We start from the raw sequence: 18,407 nt of genomic DNA on the forward strand, positions 1-18,407 counted from the left end.
TCTCAGCGGGTCGAGAGACCCCGGACGACGTCCTCGGCGTCGAGGAGCTCCCGCCACGGCTCCGCACGGATGCCCGGACTCGCGAGCACGTCGGCAGCTGCCAGGGCCGCGACGTCGAGCCCGGTCAGCTCTCCGACCTCGGAGACGGGGAGCTGGAAGGTGCGGAAGCCGCCGAGCGGCGCGATGCCCTCACGGACCTCGTCGACGAGCGCCGACTGGTCGAGCAGGTAGGCGCTCGTCGCGAGCGTCGAGCCGTCGGGACTCCAAGCGGCGATCTTCCAGAAGCGGCGAGGGATGCCCGTTCCGCGGTAGACGGGGTCATCGGCGGCGAGAACCGGTCCGGTGAACACGCTCAGGCGCGTCCGCCAGGTCTGCGCATACTCGAGCACGAGCGTCTCGAGCCCGAGCCAGAGCTCGGAGGACTGGTTGAAGCCGCTCGCCTGCGGCGCCGCGTTCGTGTAGCAGAAGCTGTCGTGGTTGGCCGCCCGCGCCTCGGCCGGCTCGCCCCACACCGGGTCGCGTCGTCGCACGAGGTGCCCGCGATCGAGGTCGTTGCGTGCGTACACCTCCGGTCCCGTCTGCTCCGAGGCGGGGATCCGATCGTCGAGGTGCCAGTCGTCGCCCCTGCCGAGGTCGACCAGTCGCGCGCCGTCGATGTTCACCGCGGTCGAGAGGGCGAGGCGACGCACCGGATCCAGCAGCACCTCGAAGTGGGTGTACGGCAGGAGGCGCGTCTCACGCGCCGCGGTGGGTCGCGGAGCAGCGGCGGTCACCCCGAGGAACTCCGCCTCGAAGCTCACTGGGCCACCGCTCCCGTCGCCGTGGGTGTGGGGCTCGCCGTCGCGGGCGCCGGGCCTGCGGGAGCCGGTGTCCCGGTGGCCCCCGCAGGCGGCGTCGCAGCCCCCGTCGGGGTCGTCGTCGGGCTCGCCGGCGCCGGGGGAGCCACTTGCGAGCCGTTGCTGATCTGGAGGGTGACGTCGGAGTAGCGCGGCGCAGTCGTGCCGGCCGCCGGATCGGTGCCCGCGACGGTTCCTGCGGGGGCGGCCGAGTCGACGGTCGCTCCCTCGTCGACGCTGAAGCCGAGGTCGTCGAGCGTCGTCGTGGCGGCGTCGACCGACTGGCCCGACACGTCCGGGATCGTCACGAGCCGGCCGTTGAGCAGCGCACTGCTGGGCTCGGCGAAGTCGTCGCCCTTGAACTTCTCGTCGGCTCGCGTCATCACCTCGTTCCAGATGTAGTGCCGGATGTTCGAGGCGTACTGCTGGCTCCCGAGGTCGGAGTTGGGGAAGCGCACCTCGCGCATCGACATGTGGCCGACGATGTTGCCCACCCAGACGACCGTCGCGACCTTCGAGCTCGCGCCGTCCATCCAGGTCGATTCGGCGTTGTCGGTCGTGCCCGTCTTGCCGATGTGCTCGATCCCGTCGTCCGGGTTCGACGCCGTCGCGGTGCCTCCCGTGACCACGCGCTGGAGCGCGTAGTTGGCCACGGAGGTCAGCTCCGGGCTGAGCGCCTGAGTGCAGGTCGAGGTGGGAGGCTGGACCGCGGCTCCGGTCGCGTCCGTGATGGAGTCGATCGCGATCGCCGAGCACGCAGTGCCGTTGTTCGCGAATCCGGCGAAGGCGGTGACCATGGACAGCGGCGAGATGTTGGAGTCGGCGCCGAGGATCGAGGGCGGCTTGACGCCCAGCTCGCCTCCGTCGGCGGCTTTGACGCCGAACGCGGCGGCCTGATCGCGGATCGCGCAGAGGTCGAGCTTCTGCGCCATCGCGAGATACACCGTGTTGATCGACTGCATCGTGCCGGTCAGGACGCTGTAGGTGCCGTTCTCGTCGTCGTCGTTCACGACCTTGTAGGGAGTGTCGTCCTCGCCTCCCGGCACGCAGCTGGCCGGGAAGCCCTCGAAGGTCCGCACGCGGCCGTTCACGCTCTCGAACAGGGTCCGCCCGTTCGCCAGCCATTGCGCGAGCGTGAAGACCTTGTAGGTCGAGCCGACCTGGAATCCGGCCGAGCCGCCGTAGGCGGTGTCGGTGTTGAAGTTGATCGCGGTGTAGTTCTCGCCGTTGACCGAGCCGGCCGCGTCGTAGTCCTTGTTCTGCACCATCGCGAGGATCCGGCCGGTGCCCACCTCCATCGAGACCGTGGAGGAGCCGATGTTGACGTCCTTCGTCGTCACGCGCGGCACCGCGGCCACCGTCGCCGCGTTCGCCGTGTCCTGGAGGTCGCGGTCGAGGGTCGTGTAGATCTTGTAGCCGCCGCGCTGGAAGTTCGCGAAGCGGGTGCTCTCGTCGGAGCCGAAGGCCGGGTCGTTCTGGATCACCCGGGTCACGTAGTCGCAGAAGAAGGCGGCGTTGCCGGCGGTCTGGCAGCCGGTGGGCGTCTGGGTGATCGCGGGCACGACCTCCTCGGCCGTCGCGGCGTCGTGGTCGGCCTGCGAGATCTTCCCCTCCTTCAGCATCTGATCGAGCACGTAGTCGCGCCGGACCTTGTTGTCGGGGATGTTGTCGGGGTCGTCGATCCGCAGGCCGTTCGGGTTGTTGACCGTCGCGATGAGGCTCGCGGCCTGCGCCAGGGTGAGAGAGGCGGCCGTGGTCGAGAAGTAGTACTCGGCCGCCGCCTGGATTCCGTAGACCTGCCCGCCGAAGCCGGCGATGTTGAGGTACCCCAGCAGGATGTCGTCCTTGCTGTACTTCTTCTCGAGGTCGACGGCGAGCTTCATCTCTTTGAGCTTGCGCCCGGGAGTGGTCGCGGTCGCTTCGTCGTACGCGGCCTGGGAGGCGGCGGCATCGGTGTCGCTCAGCGACTCGGCCTTCTGCACGAGCACGTTCTTGACGTACTGCTGGGTGATCGACGAGCCGCCCTGGAGGTCATCGCCGACGAGGTTGCTCAGCACCGCTCGGATCGTGCCCTGGAGGTCGACGCCGCCGTGCTCGTAGAAGCGCGGATCCTCGGTCGCGACCGCGGCGTCCTTGACGAACTGGCTCACCTGGTCGAACGCGACCTCCTCGCGGTTCTGGGCGTAGAAGGAGGCGAGGAGGGCGTCGGTGCCGTCGGAGTTCTTCGCGTAGATCTCGGTCTTCTGGGCAAGCTGGCCGAGCTCGAGGTATTCCGGCACGGTCTCGAAGAGCCCGATCGGGTTGTTCTCGGCGAGACCGGTGACGGCGAGGGCCGGGGTGACTCCGACGGTGATCAGGAGCCCTCCGGCGAGGCTCGCCCCGACGAGGCCGAGGACGCGGGCGAGCGTGCCGCCCCGGGCGGGTTCGTGCGCAGACATGCGTATGAGAGTAGGCGACCAGCCTGAACCCGGTGTGCCCGCCGCTCCTGCGCGGCCGAGAGTACGGTGGGCGGATGCGTCTGGACCTGTGGTGAGCGCCTCGACCGGGGCCGAGGAGGCGCGTCGCCGCGCGGTCCTCCTCGTCGCGGTCCTCGCCTCCTTCGTCGCCTTCTTGGACGGCACTGTCGTCACCGTGGCGCTCCCCGCGATCACTCGGGAGCTGGGCGGCGGGCTCGCGGTGCAGCAGTGGGTGGTCGACGGCTACCTCATCACCCTCGGGGCCCTGATCCTCGTGGCCGGCTCGCTCGCCGATCGCATCGGCCGCGCTCGTAGCATGGCCATCGGGCTGATCGGGTTCGGCGTGACCTCCCTCCTGTGCGCCCTCGCGCCGACGGCGGAGGTGCTCATCGTCGCGCGGATGCTGCAGGGTGCGGCCGGGGCGATCCTCGTGCCGAGCTCGCTGGCCCTCATCATCGCCACCGTGCACGGGCCGGCGCAGGCGCGCACGATCGGCGCGTGGACGGCGTGGACGGGAACGGCCACGATCGCGGGGCCGGTGCTCGGGGGCCTCTTGGTCGACGCGGGCTCGTGGCGCTGGGTCTTCGCCCTCAACCTCCTCCCGATCGCGGTGACGCTCGTGCTGCTGTGGCGTCTGGGCGCCGTCGAGTCGGGCACCCGGGTCCCCATCGACGGCGTCGGAGCTGTCCTCGGTGTGGTGGGCCTGGGCGGGCCGGTGTTCGCCCTCATCGAGCAGGAGCGGCTCGGGATCGCGAACCCGGTCGTGCTCTCGGCGCTGATCGGCGGAGTGGCCGCTCTGGTCGCCTTCGTGCTGTGGGAGAGGCGGGTCGCGAATCCGATGCTCCCGCTCTCGCTCTTCTCGTCGCGTACGTTCTCGGTGGGCAATGTGTCGACGGCCTTCGTGTACGGCGCGCTCTCCTTCGGGTTCTTCGCCCTGGGCCTGTTCTTGCAGCAGGGCCTGGGGTTCTCCGCGACCTTCGCGGGGCTGGCGATGCTGCCGCCGACCCTCCTGCTGCTCCTGCTCTCGCAGTTCGCCGGCTCGCTCTCGGCGCGCTTCGGGCCCCGACTGTTCATGGGGCTCGGGCCTGTCGTGGCCGGTGCAGGCTTCCTCCTGCTCTCGGGGGTGCGGCCGCCGGCCGACTACGCGACCCAGCTGCTCCCCGGGATCCTGCTCTTCGGGCTCGGTCTGGCGATCACGGTCGCTCCGCTCACCGCCACGATCCTCGGCGCGGTCGCGAGCGAGCACAGCGGGGTCGGCTCCGCCGTGAACAACGCGGTCTCGCGCATCGCGGGTCTCGTCGCGATCGCCGCGACCTCGCTCGTCGTGGGCGACCGGCTCGATGCCGAGGGCTTCTCGCGCGCGGCGGTCGCGACCGCCCTGCTCCTGTTCGCGGGCGGGTTGGTCTCGCTGCTCGGGCTGCCGCGAGGCACAGGGGAGGCGACACGGGCCGCCTCTGGCCCCTCGCCCTCGGCGTAGGCCTCGCGTTCACGAGGAGTTCCGGCGGCCCCGCTCAAAAAGGTTGTCGCTACATGGAATACTGGCCAGCGTCGATGCGCTTGCATATACCAGGCGGGGGAGGAACTCCCCACGACGATCCCTACTCTCGAGGAGCAGAAATGACCGACGCACTCACCATCCCCGGATACAAGGCCGGCACCTGGGTCATCGACCCCACGCACAGCGAGGTCGCCTTCAGCGTCCGCCACCTCATGATCAGCAAGGTCAAGGGCACGTTCGACCGCTTCACTGCGACCTTCACGACCGGCGAGAACCCCCTCGACTCGAAGGTCGAGGCCACCGCCGAGGTCGCCTCCGTGAACACCAACGAGCCCAACCGCGACGGCCACCTGCGCACCGGCGACTTCTTCGAGGCCGAGACCTACCCCGAGATCCACTTCGTCTCGACCGGCGTGCGCCCCCACGGCGACGACTTCCTCGTCGATGGCGATCTGACCATCAAGGGCACCACCAAGCCCGTCACCTTCGAGGTCGAGTTCGGCGGCTTCGGCGCCGACCCCTACGGCAACTACAAGGCCGGACTGACCGCCAAGGCGACCATCGACCGCACCGACTTCGGCCTCACCTACAACGCGGCGCTCGAGACCGGCGGCGTGCTGATCGGCGAGAAGGTCACCATCACTCTCGACCTCGAGGCCGCGCACCAGGCGTAGCACCTCCCCTCGTCGGAGCCGTCCCTTCCCCTCGGAGGCGGACGGCTCCGGCGTTCCCGGGCCAGGCCTCAGAGGACGCCGAGCTCGCGCAACTGGTCCGAGAGACCCGCGCCGTCGGGTGCATAGACCCACGGCGTCCCGCTCGTCTCCGAACGGTCCTCCGCCTTCGAGCGCCCGCCGGCGAGCACGGCCTCGCCCGTCGACAGCTGCCGGATCGCGATCGCGGCGACCTTGTCGGGGTGCTCGTGCGCGAAGTCCGAGTAGATCTCCTCGTCGTGCTGCCCGTCGTCGCCGACGAGGAGCCACCGGATGTCGGGGAACTCGGAGGCGAGACGGCGGAGGTTCTCCTCCTTGTGCTGCTTGCCGCTGCGGAACCAGCGGTCGTGCGTCGGCCCCCAGTCGGTGAGCAGCAGTGCGCCCGCGGGATAGAGATGTCTCGAGAGGAAGCGGGTGAGAGCCGGCGCGACGTTCCAGGCCCCGGTCGAGAGGTAGATGACCGGCGATCCCTCGTACTGGTGTGCGAAGCGGTCGAGGAACACGGCCATGCCGGGCGTGGGCATCCTCGCGTGCTCGTCGAGAACGAACGTGTTCCAGGCCGCGACGAACGGCCGGGGGAGCGCGGTGACCATGACCGTGTCGTCCACGTCCGACACCACGCCGAGTCGCGCCTCCGGCCGCACGATGAACACCGGAGCCTCGACCGGCTGCGAGCCCGCGGTCGAGAAAGTGATCGTGTGCCAGCCGGGAGCGAGCCGGATCGGCAGATCGGCATCGACGACCCCGCCACGATCGGCCGTGACTTCGTGGCGCTGGCCGCCGGCCTCGACGGCCACGACCGCGCGACTCACGAACACGCTCGTGAAGCTGCGCCAGCCGCGTACGCCCTCGACGGGCCGCACCTCCTGCGCTCCGGGAGGCGTCGGCCGCGTGTAGAGGACGCGCGCGAGCACTCGGAGCTGCTCGGTCGTGCCGTAGCCGGTGTAGGGGATCACCCGGGAGACGTAGCCCTTGCGCGTCACTCGGCGCATCCGGAACGCGTGGATGCGGTCCTCGAGGCGGGCGGCGCGATGCATGACCTCGGCCGCCCCGGCGCTCATCGGCTTGCTCTCGGGCGTCAGCGGCATCCGTCCAGTCTGTCAGATGCGCTCTCGGCGGAGGGACCGGCCGTGCTCAGCCGTCGACGGGCCGGATCAGCTCCGGCCCGTTGACGGCGACCGAGTTCACGGCGTCGGACACGACGTGGACCTCGAGCTCCTCGGCGAGCTCGGCCGTCCCGTCCGAGACCGCGCGGAGGAGTCCGCCGTCGCCCTCCGTCGACGGGTCGAGCCAGTCCTCCATCAGCTCTGGCGGGAGGAGTACCGGCATGCGCTCGTGCACCTCGGCGACCGCGCCGGCCGCGGGGCGGGTCAGGATCGTGGCCGAGAGCAGCCACGGGGATCCGGCCGCGCTCGAGCGCCACCACTCGTAGAGGCCGGCGAACAGCACGAGGCCGCCTGCCGGCGGCGACATGAAGACTGGTCGTTTCGCGCCAGTCGCCGAAACGCGCCACTCGTACCACCCGGAGGCGGGAACGATCGCGCGGCGAGCGGCGAAGGCCTCGCGGAACGAGGGCTTCTCGGCGACGGACTCGAGTCGTGCGTTGATGAGAGGACGCCCCGCCGACGGATCGCTCGCCGCCCGCGGGACGAGCCCCCAGCGTGCGGCAGCGAGGCGTCGTCGCGGCGGATCCCCCGGATCCACGCCCTTCATCGATTCGGCGACGATCGGGATGCGTTGCGTAGGGGCGACGTTCCACGAGGGCCCTGGCAGATCGGCCTCCGGCTCGTCGATGTCGAACAGCGCGACGAGCTCGGCGCTCGTCTGCGAGAGCGCGAAACGTCCACACATGGGGCCTCCTGGCGCGAATGAGCTCTCACGACGGTGTTTCGGCCGCCCTTTCGGGGGTGCAGAAGACGAGAGACGTTCGATGAAATGACGCAGGCGAGGCGCCCGCGTGCGTACGATTGTAGGAACCACGACCGAAGGAGCCGCTGTGCCTCTTGGAAACCTCGTCGATCGTCCGTTCGGCGAATCCTCCCAGGTGAGGAACGAGCCTGTTCAGGTGCGCAGCGCTGCGCGGCTCGCCTCCCTGCTCGACGCCGCTGCAGCCGTCGTCGACGAGGTCGGCTTCGATCGCCTGACGACCGCCATGGTCGCCGAGCGCGCGGGCGCCGCGATCGGCACCGTCTACCGCTACTTCCCGGACCGCATCGCGGTACTGCAGGCGCTGCGCGAGCGAGCGCTCGACCGCTTCCGTCGTCGTGTGATCACGCAGATCCGCGACACGACCCCCGCCGACTGGTGGGGGGCCGTCGACTGCGCCGTCGACGCCTTCTGCGAGATGCACCGCCACGAGCCCGGCTTCCGCTCGATCCGTTTCGTCGACACCATCCACGCGCCCGAGGCGGCGGGAGAGGCATTCGAGGCCGGCTTCTTCGCCCGGCGCTTCGCCGAGATCCTCTCCTCCGAGTACGGCCTGCCGGGAGGCGCCCAGCTCTCGTTCCGCCTCGAGGTCACGATCGAGGTCGCCGACGCTCTTCTGACGCGAGCCTTCCTGATGGACCCGCAGGGCGATCAGCGCTTCATCGACGAGGCCAGGACCCTTCTGCGCGACTATCTCTCTGCGCATTACGGTCCTCTCGACGCCTGATCGCCTTAGCCCTTTCCTCACGAAGCCGCAACACTGCGCCATCCGAGTTGGCAGCCGCCTCCGAACCGTGTTGGGTTGACGGAACGGTTCTGACCAGGACCACGGGACGAGGAAGAGCAGGACCGTGATCGAATTCCGCGGAGTGAGCAAGCAATACCCCGACGGCACCCGCGCGGTGGACGACTTCTCGCTCGTCTTGCCCTCGCGGCAGACGACCGTCTTCGTCGGCTCGTCGGGCTGCGGCAAGACGACGATCCTGCGGATGATCAACCGCATGATCGAACCCACCTCGGGGACGATCGAGATCGACGGCGAGGACATCTCGACGCTGCCGGCCGTCGGACTCCGGCGCCGAATCGGCTACGTGATGCAGAACTCGGGGCTGCTTCCCCACCGCCGTGTCATCGACAACATCGCGACCGTGCCGCGTCTCACCGGAGTCGCCAAGAGGCTCGCCCACGAGCGGGCGCTCGAGCTCATGGACACGGTGGGGCTCGACCGCTCGCTCGCCTCCCGCTACCCGAGCCAGCTCTCCGGGGGGCAGCAGCAGCGTGTAGGAGTCGCGCGCGGGCTTGCCGTCGACCCGAACATCCTCCTGATGGACGAGCCGTTCGGCGCCGTCGACCCGCTCGTGCGTGCCGACCTGCAGCGCGAGACCCTCCGTCTCCAGGACGAGCTCGACAAGACGGTGGTCTTCGTCACGCACGACATCGACGAGGCGTTCCTCCTCGGCGACCAGGTCGTCATCCTCGAGAAGGGCGGACGTATCGCTCAGAAGGGCTCTCCGGCCGAGATCCTCGCGCGGCCCGCGAGCGACTTCGTGGCGGGCTTCGTCGGCGCCGACCGTGGCAAGCGCTCCCTCCGCATCGAGGAGCGGGACGGTGCACGGATCGTCGTCGACGCAGAAGGCCGACCGACCGGTGTGCTCCGCTCCGAGGACGGCGCCGGCGCGTGAACTGGGTCGTCAACAACACGGATGCGATCGTCGCGAACCTCCTGGCGCACCTCGCGCTCTCGGTGCCCCCGATCCTCCTGAGCTTCGTGATCTCGCTGCCGTTCGGCTGGTTCGCCAACCGCTACCGCTGGAGCCGCGGGGCGCTGCTCACGGGGCTCGGCGTGCTCTACGCGATCCCGTCCCTGGCGATGTTCATCCTCCTGCCGGTGCTGTTGGGCATCCCCCTCCGCTCGCCCGCCAACGTGATCACGGGGCTCACCCTGTACGGAGTCGCGCTGATGGTGCGCACGACCTCGGATGCCCTCGGCGCGGTCTCGGAGGATGTCCGTCAGTCCGCGACGGCGATGGGCTACTCGGCCTGGGCGCGGTTCTGGAGGGTCGAGTTCCCGCTGGCCGGCCCGGTGCTGCTCTCGGGACTTCGGGTGGTGACGGTCAGCACCGTCAGCCTTGTGACGGTCGGCGCGGTGCTGGGCATCCAGAGCCTCGGCCTGCTGTTCACCGACGGCTTCCAGCGCGGTATCACGGGCGAGATCGTCACGGGCATCGTGCTCACCATCGCACTCGCACTCGCGCTCGACGGGCTGCTGGTGCTCCTCGGACGCCTCCTGATGCCGTGGACCGCGATCGACAGGACGCGCCGCGTCCGTCGCGCCGTCCCGCTCGGGAAGGCGGTGACTCCGTGAACCTCATCGTCGAGGCGTTCGCCTGGATCGGCGACCCCGTGCACTGGAGCGGCACGTACGCGATCCCCACCCGCATCGCTCAGCACCTGGGCATCAGCCTCCTGGTCCTCGTCCTCTCCTCGGCCCTCGCGATTCCGCTCGGCTATCTGATCGGACACACCGGACGCGGCAAGGGCATCGCGGTCCCGCTCGCGGGAGGCTTGCGCGCCCTGCCCACACTCGGCGTGCTCGTGCTCGCGGCGATGAGCCTCGGACTCGGCCTGGGCGCACCCCTGATCGCGCTCGTGATCCTCGCCGTGCCCTCCGTGCTCGCGGGCGCCTACTCCGGCCTCGAGGCGGTGGACCGTCGCACGATCGACGCCGCCCGCGCGGTCGGCATGACGCAGTGGCAGGTGCTCACCCGTGTCGAGATCCCGCTCGGCCTGCCGCTGCTGATTGGCGGCCTCCGCTCGGCCGCGCTGCAGATCATCGCGACCGCGACCCTTGCCGACTTCATCGGCGCAGGCGGCCTGGGGCACTACATCTTCCAGGGCGTCAAGGCGGGCGACTATGCGCAGATGCTGGCGGGCTCGATCCTGGTGATCGCGCTGACCCTGCTCAGCGAGGTCGTGTTCTCGGTGCTCCAGCGGGTCGCCGTGCCGCGCGGAGTGGTGCTCGGACTCTCGGGCGCCTCCCGTCGCACAGGTTTCCGCGCCTCGTCGCCCCGGCGACGCGCGGTGGTGGGAATCCCCATCGAAGAAGGGAAATAGACATGTTCACAGCACATCTCACGAAGGGCCGTGTCGCGCTGGCCGCACTCGCGGTCGGTGCCGTCGTGGCACTGGCAGGGTGTTCCTCGAGCGATCCGCTCGCGCAGGGGACGAGTGCGGCCGGCGGCGAGACCCTCGTCGTCGGCTCGCAGGACTACTACTCGAACGAGATCCTGGCCGAGATCTACGCCCAGGCCCTCGAGGGTCAGGGCTACACGGTCCAGAGGCAGTTGCGCATCGGGCAGCGCGAGATCTACCTCCCCGAGATCGAGAGCGGCGCGATCGACGTCTTCCCTGAGTACGACGGCAGCCTCTTGCAGGCGCTCCAGCCGGACGCGACGGCCACGACCGCGAGCGACGTCTACTCGGCGCTGGGCGCGGCGCTTCCTGACGGCCTGCGCGCGCTCGACGCCGCCGGCGCCAGCGACCAGAACTCGTACACCGTCACCCGGGCGTACGCCGACACGTGGAAGCTGACCGACATCGCGTCGCTCAAGAACGTGACGGAGCCGATCGTGCTGGGCGGCAACTCCGAGCTGCAGACGCGTCCTTATGGGCCGCAGGCGCTCTCGTCGAAGTACGGCATCACCACCACATTCCAGGCCATCGAAGACAGCGGCGGATCCACGACCGTGAACGCGCTCACCAGCAACCAGATCCAGCTGGCGAACATCTACACGGCCGACCCCAACATCAAGAAGAACGACCTCGTCGCGCTGCAGGACCCTGACGGCCTCTTCGTGGCCGACAACGTCGTGCCGATCGTCTCGAAGAAGGTCGACGACAAGGCCGCGGCGATCCTCGACCAGGTGAGCGCGAAGCTCACCGCCGACGACCTCGTGGAGCTCAACTCCGAGAGTGTCAACGACCAGAAGTCGGCCGCCTCCATCGCGGGCGAATGGCTGAAGTCGGCGGGCATCGTCAGCTAGATCCCGGCACTCTCTCTCGGAGGCGCGTCACTCGTCGAGGTGACGCGCCTCCGCTCGTGAGAGGAGCTTCTTGCCGCCGAGCACGAGCAGAGCGAAGAGCACGATCACCCCGACGAAGACGTAGCCCGCGCTGTGCAGGCTGTCGGAGAGCTCGCGGTAGCCACCCGCCGCCGCGGCTCCGACGCCGACGTAGGCGAACGACCACAGGATGCAGGCCGGGGTCGTCCAGGCGATGAAGGTGCGATAGCGCATCCCGCTCATGCCCACGGTGAGCGGGATGAGCGAGTGAAGGACCGGGAGGAAGCGAGAGAGGAAGACCGCGATCCCGCCGCGACGGGCGAGGTAGCGCTCGGCTCGCGTCCAGTTCTTCTCGCCGAGGCGTCGCCCCAGGCGGGAGGCGCGGATGCGGGGGCCGAACCACCGGCCGAGCCAGAAGCCCAGCGATTCTCCGCAGAGCGCGCCGACGATGACGGTGACCGCGAGCGCCACGAACTGCAGCGGAGTCGTGACTCCCGTCGCGCTCACGATCACGATCGTGTCGCCCGGCACCACGAGGCCCGCGAGGATCGTGGTCTCGAAGAAGATCGCGAGGCCGGACAGGAGGGTGCGCCACACCGGGGGGACGCCCACGACGAACGCGAGGATGTCGGACAGGGCGTCGTTCATCGCGCGCCTCCTGTGGCGACGGGCCGGAGGGCGTGGACCGCTCGGGAGGCGCCGGTGCGCGCGATGCGGCTCCCGATGCTCGACATGGCTCGATGGTACGGCGCGGTGCCTGGACGTGAGGAGGGTGCGCCGCCGACGACCGCGAGGCGCAGAGAGGGCTCGCACGAACGACCAGCCGCGGGAGCTCACGAGTCTTTCTGCCCATCTGCTGTGAAAAAGGAAGGCGATCGCTCAGGATGGGCGTCGACTCGCGATCGCTCGGCGTCGAGAGGTCAGCGGGCGCGTCTCCGCCACCGGGGAGGCTGCTTCGGCAGCGTCCGCGGGGTGGAGTCGCTCGACGTCGAGACGGTGTGTCTCGACGTCGAGCGATCTCGTGCGGAGGGGGTGCCCGCGTGCCCGCGCCACCACCCCGACTCGGGGGGCGCCATGATCGCGGGATGGCCCGCACATCCGCTCCAGTGCTGGGATCGGAGGCCGTCCGACCGCTCTCGCCGACCTAGGCTCAGGGCCGTGAACGAACTCCTGGATCCGCTCCTGCTGTCGAGGTGGCAGTTCGGCCTGGCGACGATCTACCACTTCCTCTTCGTGCCTCTCACCATCGGCATGGCCCTCACCGTCGCCATCTTCCAGACCTGCTGGGTGCGCACCGGGAAGGTGCACTACCTCCAGCTGACGAAGTTCTTCGGGAAGCTCTTCCTCATCAATTTCGCGATGGGCGTGGTGACCGGGATCGTGCAGGAGTTCCAGTTCGGGATGAACTGGAGCGACTACTCACGGTTCGTCGGAGACGTCTTCGGCGCGCCGCTCGCCTTCGAGGGGCTGCTCGCCTTCTTCCTCGAGGCGACCTTCATCGGACTGTGGATCTTCGGCTGGGACAAGCTTCCCGAGAAGTTGCACCTCGCGACCATCTGGCTGACCACCCTCGGCACCACCCTCTCGGCGTACTTCATCATCGCCGCGAACGCCTTCATGCAGAACCCGGTCGGGTTCCAGATCAACGAGACGAAGGGTCGCGCGGAACTCACCGACATCTGGGCGCTCCTCACCAACAAGGTCGCGCTCGCCGCCTTCCCGCACACGATCTTCGCGTGCTTCATGGTCTCTGCCGCCGTCATCATCAGCGTCTCGGCCTACCACCTCTCGCGCCGCCAGCACCTCGACACCATGCGCCCCGCGTTCACCTTCGGCGCGGGGCTGATGGTCATCAGCGGCATCCTCACCATCGTCACCGGCGACTCCCTCGGCCTGGCCATGGTCGACACCCAGCCGATGAAGATGGCGGCGGCGGAGGCGCTCTACACGACGTCGACCGGCGCGAACGCCTCCTTCTCGATCTTCACCTGGGGCACTCCCGACGGGTCGAGCGAGCTGTTCTCGATCCGCATCCCCTACCTCCTCTCCTTCCTGTCGACCCACACCTTCACGGGCACGGTCGAAGGGATCAACGACCTCCAGGCGCAGTACAGCACGGTCTACGGACCGGGCGACTACACGCCGATCATCTGGGTCACCTATTGGGCTTTCCGCTGGATGATCGCGCTCGGCGTCCTCTCGATCGGCGTCGCCGCAGCCGGCCTCTTCTTCACGAGAAAGGGGCGGGAGCCCCGACGCTGGATGTGGAAGATCGCCATCTGGGCGGCCCCGCTGCCGCTGGTGGCGATGATCGTCGGCTGGGTCTTCACCGAGATGGGCCGTCAGCCATGGCTGGTGTTCGGTCTGCTCACGACGGCCGACGGAGTCTCGCCCGGCGTGAGCGGCGTGGAGGTCATGATCTCGCTGATCGCGTTCACCGCGATCTACGGCGCTCTCGCCGTCGTCGAGTTCCGCCTGATCAAGAAGGCCGCCCAGGCCGGCCCCGACGACGCCCCCGAGGTCGACGAGGACAGCGGTCGCCCGCAGCTCGTCGGCACGGTCTACTGAGGAAGGCATCAGCATGGATCTCGCGCACCTCGACCTGCCCACGGTGTGGTTCTGGATCGTCGCCGTGTTCTTCCTCGGCTACTTCGTCCTCGACGGCTTCGACTTCGGCGTCGGGATGTCGCTGCCGTTCCTCGGCCGCGACGACACCGACCGCCGTGTGCTCATCAACACGATCGGCCCCGTCTGGGACCTCAACGAGACGTGGGTGATCGTGGCGGGCGCCTCGATGTTCGCGGCCTTCCCGGAGTGGTACGCGACGCTGTTCAGCGGCTTCTACCTCCCGCTGCTGCTCATCCTCCTGGCGCTCATCGCCCGCGGCGTCTCGTTCGAGTACCGGCACCAGCGACCAGAAGCGGCCTGGAAGAAGCGGTTCGACACGATGATCGTCGTCGGCTCGGCCGTGCCCGCGTTCCTCTGGGGAGTCGCGTTCGCCAACATCGTGCACGGCGTGCCGATGGACGCCGATCACAACTACATCGGCACGGTGTTCGACCTGCTCAACCCCTACGCGCTCCTGGGCGGCGCGACGACCCTCCTGCTCTTCTTCACGCACGGCGTCGTGTTCGTCTCGCTCAAGACCGAGGGCGAGATCCGGGAGCGGGCTCGTCGGCTCGCGGGCCGCTCGGGACTGGCGACGATCGCGATCGCGGCGACGTTCCTCGCCTGGACGAACGTCGAGCACGGGAGCGTCGCCTCCTGGCTGCTCTCGGTCGCAGCGGCGGTGACGCTGGTCCTCGCCTGGATCGCGAACGCCCGGGCACGCGAGGGCCGCGCCTTCGCTCTGCTCGCGCTCACCATCGCTCTCGCGGTGCTGGTGCTGTTCACGACGCTGTTCCCGGCGGTGATGCCCGCCTCGAACGTCGCCGCCTACGGACTGACGATCGAGAACGCCTCCAGCACGCCCTATACGCTGACCGTCATGAGCTGGACCGCCCTGGTGTTCGTGCCGCTCATCGTCGGCTACCAGGCCTGGACCTACTGGATCTTCCGCAAGCGCATCGGCCGGTCGCACATCCCGGTCGACGCGCACTGAGCCGCGGCCCACCGTGAAGCCCCTCGATCCTCGCCTGCTGCGCCATGCCCGAGCGGCACGCGTGTTCCTGATGCTCGGAGGTGCGCTCGCGCTCGCCAGGACCCTCGCGATCGTCGCCTTCGCCTGGCTCGTCGCGCACATGGTGGCGGGCGCCGTCGACGGGCGGACCGCCGCCGAGCTGGCGCCGCTGTCGCTCGCGCTTCTCGCGGTGGTGGCGGCGCGCGCGGTGCTCGCCTGGGCATCCGAGGTGACCGCTGTGCGGGGCGGAGTCGGCGCGAAGGCGCAAGTGCGCGCCGCCGTGCTCGCGGCCCTCGTCGCGCTCGGACCTGCCGAGCGCGCAGGAGGCTCCGGGGGAGTGGTCGCGTTGCTCGGCGGGGGACTCGACGCCCTCGACGGCTACTTCGCGCGCTACCTGCCGCAGCTCCTCGCCACCGCGATCGCGACTCCGCTGCTGACCCTGGTCGTGTTCCTCGCCGATCCGCTCAGCGCGCTGTTCCTCGTGGTGACGTTGCCGCTGATCCCGGTGTTCATGGTGCTCATCGGCTGGGCGACCCAGGCCGTGCAGAAGCGGCAGTGGACGCGACTCCAGGCGCTCGCCTCCGGGTTCGTCGACACGGTCGGCGGTCTCGCGACGCTCAAGATCTTCGGCCGCGCCGAGCGGCAAGGCGCGCGGATCCGAGCCCTCACCGAGGACTACCGCGTGCACACGATGAAGGTGCTCCGCGTGACCTTCGTCAGCGGATTCGTGCTGGAATTGGCGGGCTCGCTCTCGGTCGCGCTCGTCGCCGTCTCCATCGGCCTCCGGCTCGTCGACGGCTCGCTCGGCCTCGCCGTCGGACTGTTCGTGCTCGTGCTCGCCCCCGAGGTGTTCCTCCCGGTGCGGCAAGTCGGTGCCGAGTTCCACGCGGCGGCCGACGGAGTGGCGGCGGCCGACGAGGCATTCACGGTGATCGAGCGGGCGGCGGCGTGTCCCGCGCGGGAGGCGGCGCCCCCGACCGGAGGAACGCTCGAACTGCGCGGGCTGGCCGTCGATGACGGACGCGGGCGAGTGCTCGCTCCCGTCGACGCGGTGCTGCCCGCCGGCTCCTTCACGGCGATCGTGGGACCGAGCGGCTCGGGCAAGTCGACCCTCCTCGCGGCGCTCGCCGGGTTCGTGCCCACGCGGGGAGCGCTGCTGCTCGGGGGACGGCCGCTGACGACCGCGACGGGTCGGGAGTGGCTCGCGTGGGCGGGACAGCGAGCCGAGCTGCTGCCGGGGAGCGTCGCCTCCAACGTCGCCCTCGGGGCTCTCGTGCCCGATACGGCGCGCGTCGGCCGGGCACTGGAGATCGCTGCGGCCGATGTCGCCCCCGATCACCGGGTCGACGCCGACGGCACGGGCCTGTCAGGCGGCCAGAGCGCGCGGGTGGCCGTCGCGCGAGCCGTGCACCGGCTGCTGGAGCGGGGCTGTGCTGTGCTCGCCCTCGACGAGCCGACGGCCGCTCTCGACGAGGAGTCGGAGCGCGCGCTCCTCGCCGGCTTGCGGACCCTCGCGGACCGCGGGGTGATCGTGATCGTCGCGACGCATCGGCCCGCGACCGTGGCCGCTGCGGACTCCGTGCTGCGCCTGTCGCCCGAGCTCGCCCCCTCCGGACGATGAACCGCATCGATGTGCTCCGCGCGGCGATGCCCCGACCGCGCCGCTTCCTCCCGGGACTCTCCTTCGGAGTGCTCTCGGCCTCCGCCGTCGTCGCACTGCTCGCGTGCTCGGCATGGCTCATCGTGCGGGCGGCCGAACAGCCGCCCATCCTCTTCCTCTCGATGGCCGTCGTCGGGGTGCGGGCGTTCGCCCTCGCTCGCGCCGTCTTCCGCTATCTGGAAAGGCTCACCGGACACGACGCCGCCTTCCGCGTCCTCGCCGAGCTGCGCGCCGGGGTGTATGAGCGGCTCGTCCCAGTGGCTCCCGACGGACTCGGCCGGGTGCGCCGCGGCGACCTCGTGTCGCGTGTCGTCGCCGACGTCGATGCGCAGCAGGACGTGCCGCTGCGCATCGTCCAGCCGCTGCTCGTGTCGACCGTCGTCGCGGGCGTGTCCGTCGTCGGCGTGTGGCTCCTCCTGCCGGCGATGGGTGCGGTGCTCCTGGCGCTCCTCCTGCTCGCCTTCGTGGGCGGAGCCGTCGGCGCAGGCCTGCTTTCGGCGCGGGCCGATCGCGAACTGGCGCCGCTGCGCGGAGAACTCGCGGAACGCCTCCACCTGCTGGTCACCCGGCTCGACGTGCTGATCGCGTTCGACGCCGCCGACGAGGCCGTCGCGGGCGTCGTCCAGGCGGAGGCGGCGCTCGCCCGAGCCTCGCGACGTCGCGCCACCGCGGCCGGCGTAGCGGCAGCGGTGCTCGCGCTGTGCTCCGGCGGAGCGGTGTGGGCAGGGCTCGCCCTCGGCATCCCCGCGCTCGGCGCGCTCGGTGGGCCTGCGCTCGGCGTGATCGCGCTCGTGCCGCTCGCCGTGTTCGAGGTCGTGTCCGCCGCGCCGCTCGCCGTGCAGGCGGCCCGCTCGGCGCTCTCGAGCGCTCAGCGTCTGGCCGAGCTCGACCGGGAGGCGTCCTCGCCCGCGCTCGCCACCGACGCCGACGTCGATCCCGCTGCGACGCTTCCGCTCGGCCGCGACCTCGTGCTGCGCGAGCTGAGCGTCGGCTGGCCGGGCGCCTCCTCCCCGGCGCTCACCGGAGTGTCGCTCGACGTGCCGGCCGGCGCCTGCGTGCTCGTCACCGGTGCGAGCGGCTCGGGCAAGACGACCCTCGCCCACGCGCTGGTGCGATTCCTCGACTACTCCGGCTCGTACCTGCTCGGCGGGGTGGAGGCGCGCACGCTGCCTCAGGCCGAGCTGCGGCGGATCGTCGGCCTGGTCGAGCAGCAGCCGTACCTCTTCGACGACACGATCCGGCAGAACCTGCTCTTCGCGCGGCCGTCGGCTGACGACGCGACGCTCGAGGGCGTGCTCGACCGGGTCGGGCTCGCCTCCTGGGTCGCCGCGCGTGGCGGGCTCGATGCGCGGGTCGGCGAGCGCGGATCGCTCGTCTCGGGCGGGCAGGCTCAACGGCTCGCGCTGGCGCGGGCGCTACTCGCCGACTTCGACGTCCTCGTGCTCGACGAGCCGACCGCCTCGGTCGACGCGCCCGTGGCGGACGCGCTGCTCGCCGATCTGGTGAGGGCGGCGCAGGGCCGCACCGTCGTCCTGATCGCTCATCGCGTGGATCCGTCGCTCGTCGTCGATGGGCGGATCACGGTTGGCGGCGGGACGGCCAGGCGTGCATGACGGTCGGCGACCGGGGCGCGGGAGCGGA

At 70.2% G+C, this 18,407-nt stretch carries 16 protein-coding genes; 11 read left to right on the top strand and 5 right to left on the bottom strand.

Going from position 1 to position 18,407, the window contains the following annotated elements; all coding sequences use genetic code 11:
• Positions 1-2: 2 nt before the first annotated feature.
• Positions 3-800 (bottom strand): DNA/RNA non-specific endonuclease, encoded by a 798-nt coding sequence (locus ITJ45_RS05655; protein WP_194608742.1) that lies wholly within the window; start codon positions 798-800, stop codon positions 3-5.
• On the bottom strand, positions 797-3,274 hold the full coding sequence (locus ITJ45_RS05660) for a transglycosylase domain-containing protein (protein WP_194608741.1): 2,478 nt from the start codon (positions 3,272-3,274) through the stop codon (positions 797-799). Before ITJ45_RS05660 ends, ITJ45_RS05655 begins: the two co-directional genes overlap by 4 nt.
• A 91-nt stretch (positions 3,275-3,365) precedes the next feature.
• Here ITJ45_RS05660 and ITJ45_RS05665 point away from each other — a divergent pair, with 91 nt between their 5' ends.
• Both ITJ45_RS05665 and ITJ45_RS05670 read left to right on the top strand, forming a co-directional pair.
• Complete coding sequence (locus tag ITJ45_RS05665; protein ID WP_323742935.1) at positions 3,366-4,769, top strand: MFS transporter; 1,404 nt, start codon at positions 3,366-3,368, stop codon at positions 4,767-4,769.
• Positions 4,770-4,909: 140 nt separating this feature from the next.
• Positions 4,910-5,464, top strand: coding sequence for a YceI family protein (locus tag ITJ45_RS05670; RefSeq protein WP_194608739.1), 555 nt, complete (start codon positions 4,910-4,912; stop codon positions 5,462-5,464).
• Between the two features lie 68 nt (positions 5,465-5,532).
• On the opposite strand, the gene ITJ45_RS05675 is transcribed toward ITJ45_RS05670, so the two are convergent.
• Together ITJ45_RS05675 and ITJ45_RS05680 are read right to left on the bottom strand one after the other, a co-directional pair.
• Positions 5,533-6,588 carry an App1 family protein gene (locus tag ITJ45_RS05675; protein ID WP_228493622.1) on the bottom strand — a complete coding sequence of 352 codons (1,056 nt, stop codon included), beginning with the start codon at positions 6,586-6,588 and terminating at the stop codon, positions 5,533-5,535.
• 46 nt (positions 6,589-6,634) lie between these two features.
• Positions 6,635-7,351 carry an SOS response-associated peptidase gene (locus ITJ45_RS05680; RefSeq protein WP_194608738.1) on the bottom strand — a complete coding sequence of 239 codons (717 nt, stop codon included), beginning with the start codon at positions 7,349-7,351 and terminating at the stop codon, positions 6,635-6,637.
• Between the two features lie 214 nt (positions 7,352-7,565).
• Between ITJ45_RS05680 and ITJ45_RS05685 the strand changes: the two genes are divergently transcribed.
• The 5 genes from ITJ45_RS05685 (at position 7,566) to ITJ45_RS05705 (ending at position 11,469) form a co-directional block, all read left to right on the top strand.
• Entirely contained in the window at positions 7,566-8,153 is a 588-nt protein-coding gene (locus ITJ45_RS05685) for a TetR family transcriptional regulator (protein WP_323742934.1), read from the top strand.
• 124 nt (positions 8,154-8,277) lie between these two features.
• Positions 8,278-9,108: an ABC transporter ATP-binding protein gene (locus ITJ45_RS05690; protein WP_194608736.1), complete on the top strand. Its 831-nt coding sequence runs from the start codon at positions 8,278-8,280 to the stop codon at positions 9,106-9,108.
• Positions 9,105-9,791, top strand: a complete 687-nt coding sequence (locus ITJ45_RS05695; protein WP_194608735.1) for an ABC transporter permease — start codon at positions 9,105-9,107, stop codon at positions 9,789-9,791. Before ITJ45_RS05690 ends, ITJ45_RS05695 begins: the two co-directional genes overlap by 4 nt.
• Positions 9,788-10,540: an ABC transporter permease gene (locus ITJ45_RS05700; protein WP_194608733.1), complete on the top strand. Its 753-nt coding sequence runs from the start codon at positions 9,788-9,790 to the stop codon at positions 10,538-10,540. Before ITJ45_RS05695 ends, ITJ45_RS05700 begins: the two co-directional genes overlap by 4 nt.
• 2 nt (positions 10,541-10,542) lie before the next feature.
• Positions 10,543-11,469, top strand: coding sequence for an ABC transporter substrate-binding protein (locus ITJ45_RS05705; RefSeq protein ID WP_194608731.1), 927 nt, complete (start codon positions 10,543-10,545; stop codon positions 11,467-11,469).
• 27 nt (positions 11,470-11,496) lie between these two features.
• Here the strand turns inward: ITJ45_RS05705 and ITJ45_RS05710 are convergent, their stop codons facing one another.
• A complete protein-coding gene (locus ITJ45_RS05710; protein WP_194608730.1) occupies positions 11,497-12,135 on the bottom strand; it encodes a DedA family protein in 639 nt (212 codons plus the stop codon).
• A 510-nt stretch (positions 12,136-12,645) separates the two neighbouring features.
• Here ITJ45_RS05710 and ITJ45_RS05715 point away from each other — a divergent pair.
• From ITJ45_RS05715 to cydC, 4 genes are read left to right on the top strand one after another with little or no spacing between them, the layout of a single operon-like run.
• Positions 12,646-14,055: a cytochrome ubiquinol oxidase subunit I gene (locus ITJ45_RS05715; protein ID WP_194608728.1), complete on the top strand. Its 1,410-nt coding sequence runs from the start codon at positions 12,646-12,648 to the stop codon at positions 14,053-14,055.
• 13 nt (positions 14,056-14,068) lie between these two features.
• Complete coding sequence (cydB, locus tag ITJ45_RS05720; RefSeq protein WP_194608726.1) at positions 14,069-15,088, top strand: cytochrome d ubiquinol oxidase subunit II; 1,020 nt, start codon at positions 14,069-14,071, stop codon at positions 15,086-15,088.
• Between the two features lie 13 nt (positions 15,089-15,101).
• On the top strand, positions 15,102-16,727 hold the full coding sequence (cydD, locus tag ITJ45_RS05725) for a thiol reductant ABC exporter subunit CydD (protein WP_323742931.1): 1,626 nt from the start codon (positions 15,102-15,104) through the stop codon (positions 16,725-16,727).
• Positions 16,724-18,379 carry a thiol reductant ABC exporter subunit CydC gene (gene cydC / locus ITJ45_RS05730; protein ID WP_194608724.1) on the top strand — a complete coding sequence of 552 codons (1,656 nt, stop codon included), beginning with the start codon at positions 16,724-16,726 and terminating at the stop codon, positions 18,377-18,379. Before cydD ends, cydC begins: the two co-directional genes overlap by 4 nt.
• Positions 18,380-18,407: the final 28 nt, after the last annotated feature.

The sequence above is a fragment of the Rathayibacter sp. VKM Ac-2879 genome (assembly GCF_015351245.1).
Lineage (GTDB): Bacteria > Actinomycetota > Actinomycetes > Actinomycetales > Microbacteriaceae > Rathayibacter.

Coding starts and splice junctions, on each gene's coding strand:
- ITJ45_RS05660 (WP_194608741.1), bottom strand. CDS start 3,274: ATGTCTGCGCACGAACCCGCCCGGGGCGGCACGCTCGCCCGCGTCCTC.
- ITJ45_RS05670 (WP_194608739.1), top strand. CDS start 4,910: ATGACCGACGCACTCACCATCCCCGGATACAAGGCCGGCACCTGGGTC.
- ITJ45_RS05675 (WP_228493622.1), bottom strand. CDS start 6,588: ATGCCGCTGACGCCCGAGAGCAAGCCGATGAGCGCCGGGGCGGCCGAG.
- ITJ45_RS05680 (WP_194608738.1), bottom strand. CDS start 7,351: ATGTGTGGACGTTTCGCGCTCTCGCAGACGAGCGCCGAGCTCGTCGCG.
- ITJ45_RS05705 (WP_194608731.1), top strand. CDS start 10,543: ATGTTCACAGCACATCTCACGAAGGGCCGTGTCGCGCTGGCCGCACTC.
- ITJ45_RS05710 (WP_194608730.1), bottom strand. CDS start 12,135: ATGAACGACGCCCTGTCCGACATCCTCGCGTTCGTCGTGGGCGTCCCC.
- cydB (WP_194608726.1), top strand. CDS start 14,069: ATGGATCTCGCGCACCTCGACCTGCCCACGGTGTGGTTCTGGATCGTC.
- cydC (WP_194608724.1), top strand. CDS start 16,724: ATGAACCGCATCGATGTGCTCCGCGCGGCGATGCCCCGACCGCGCCGC.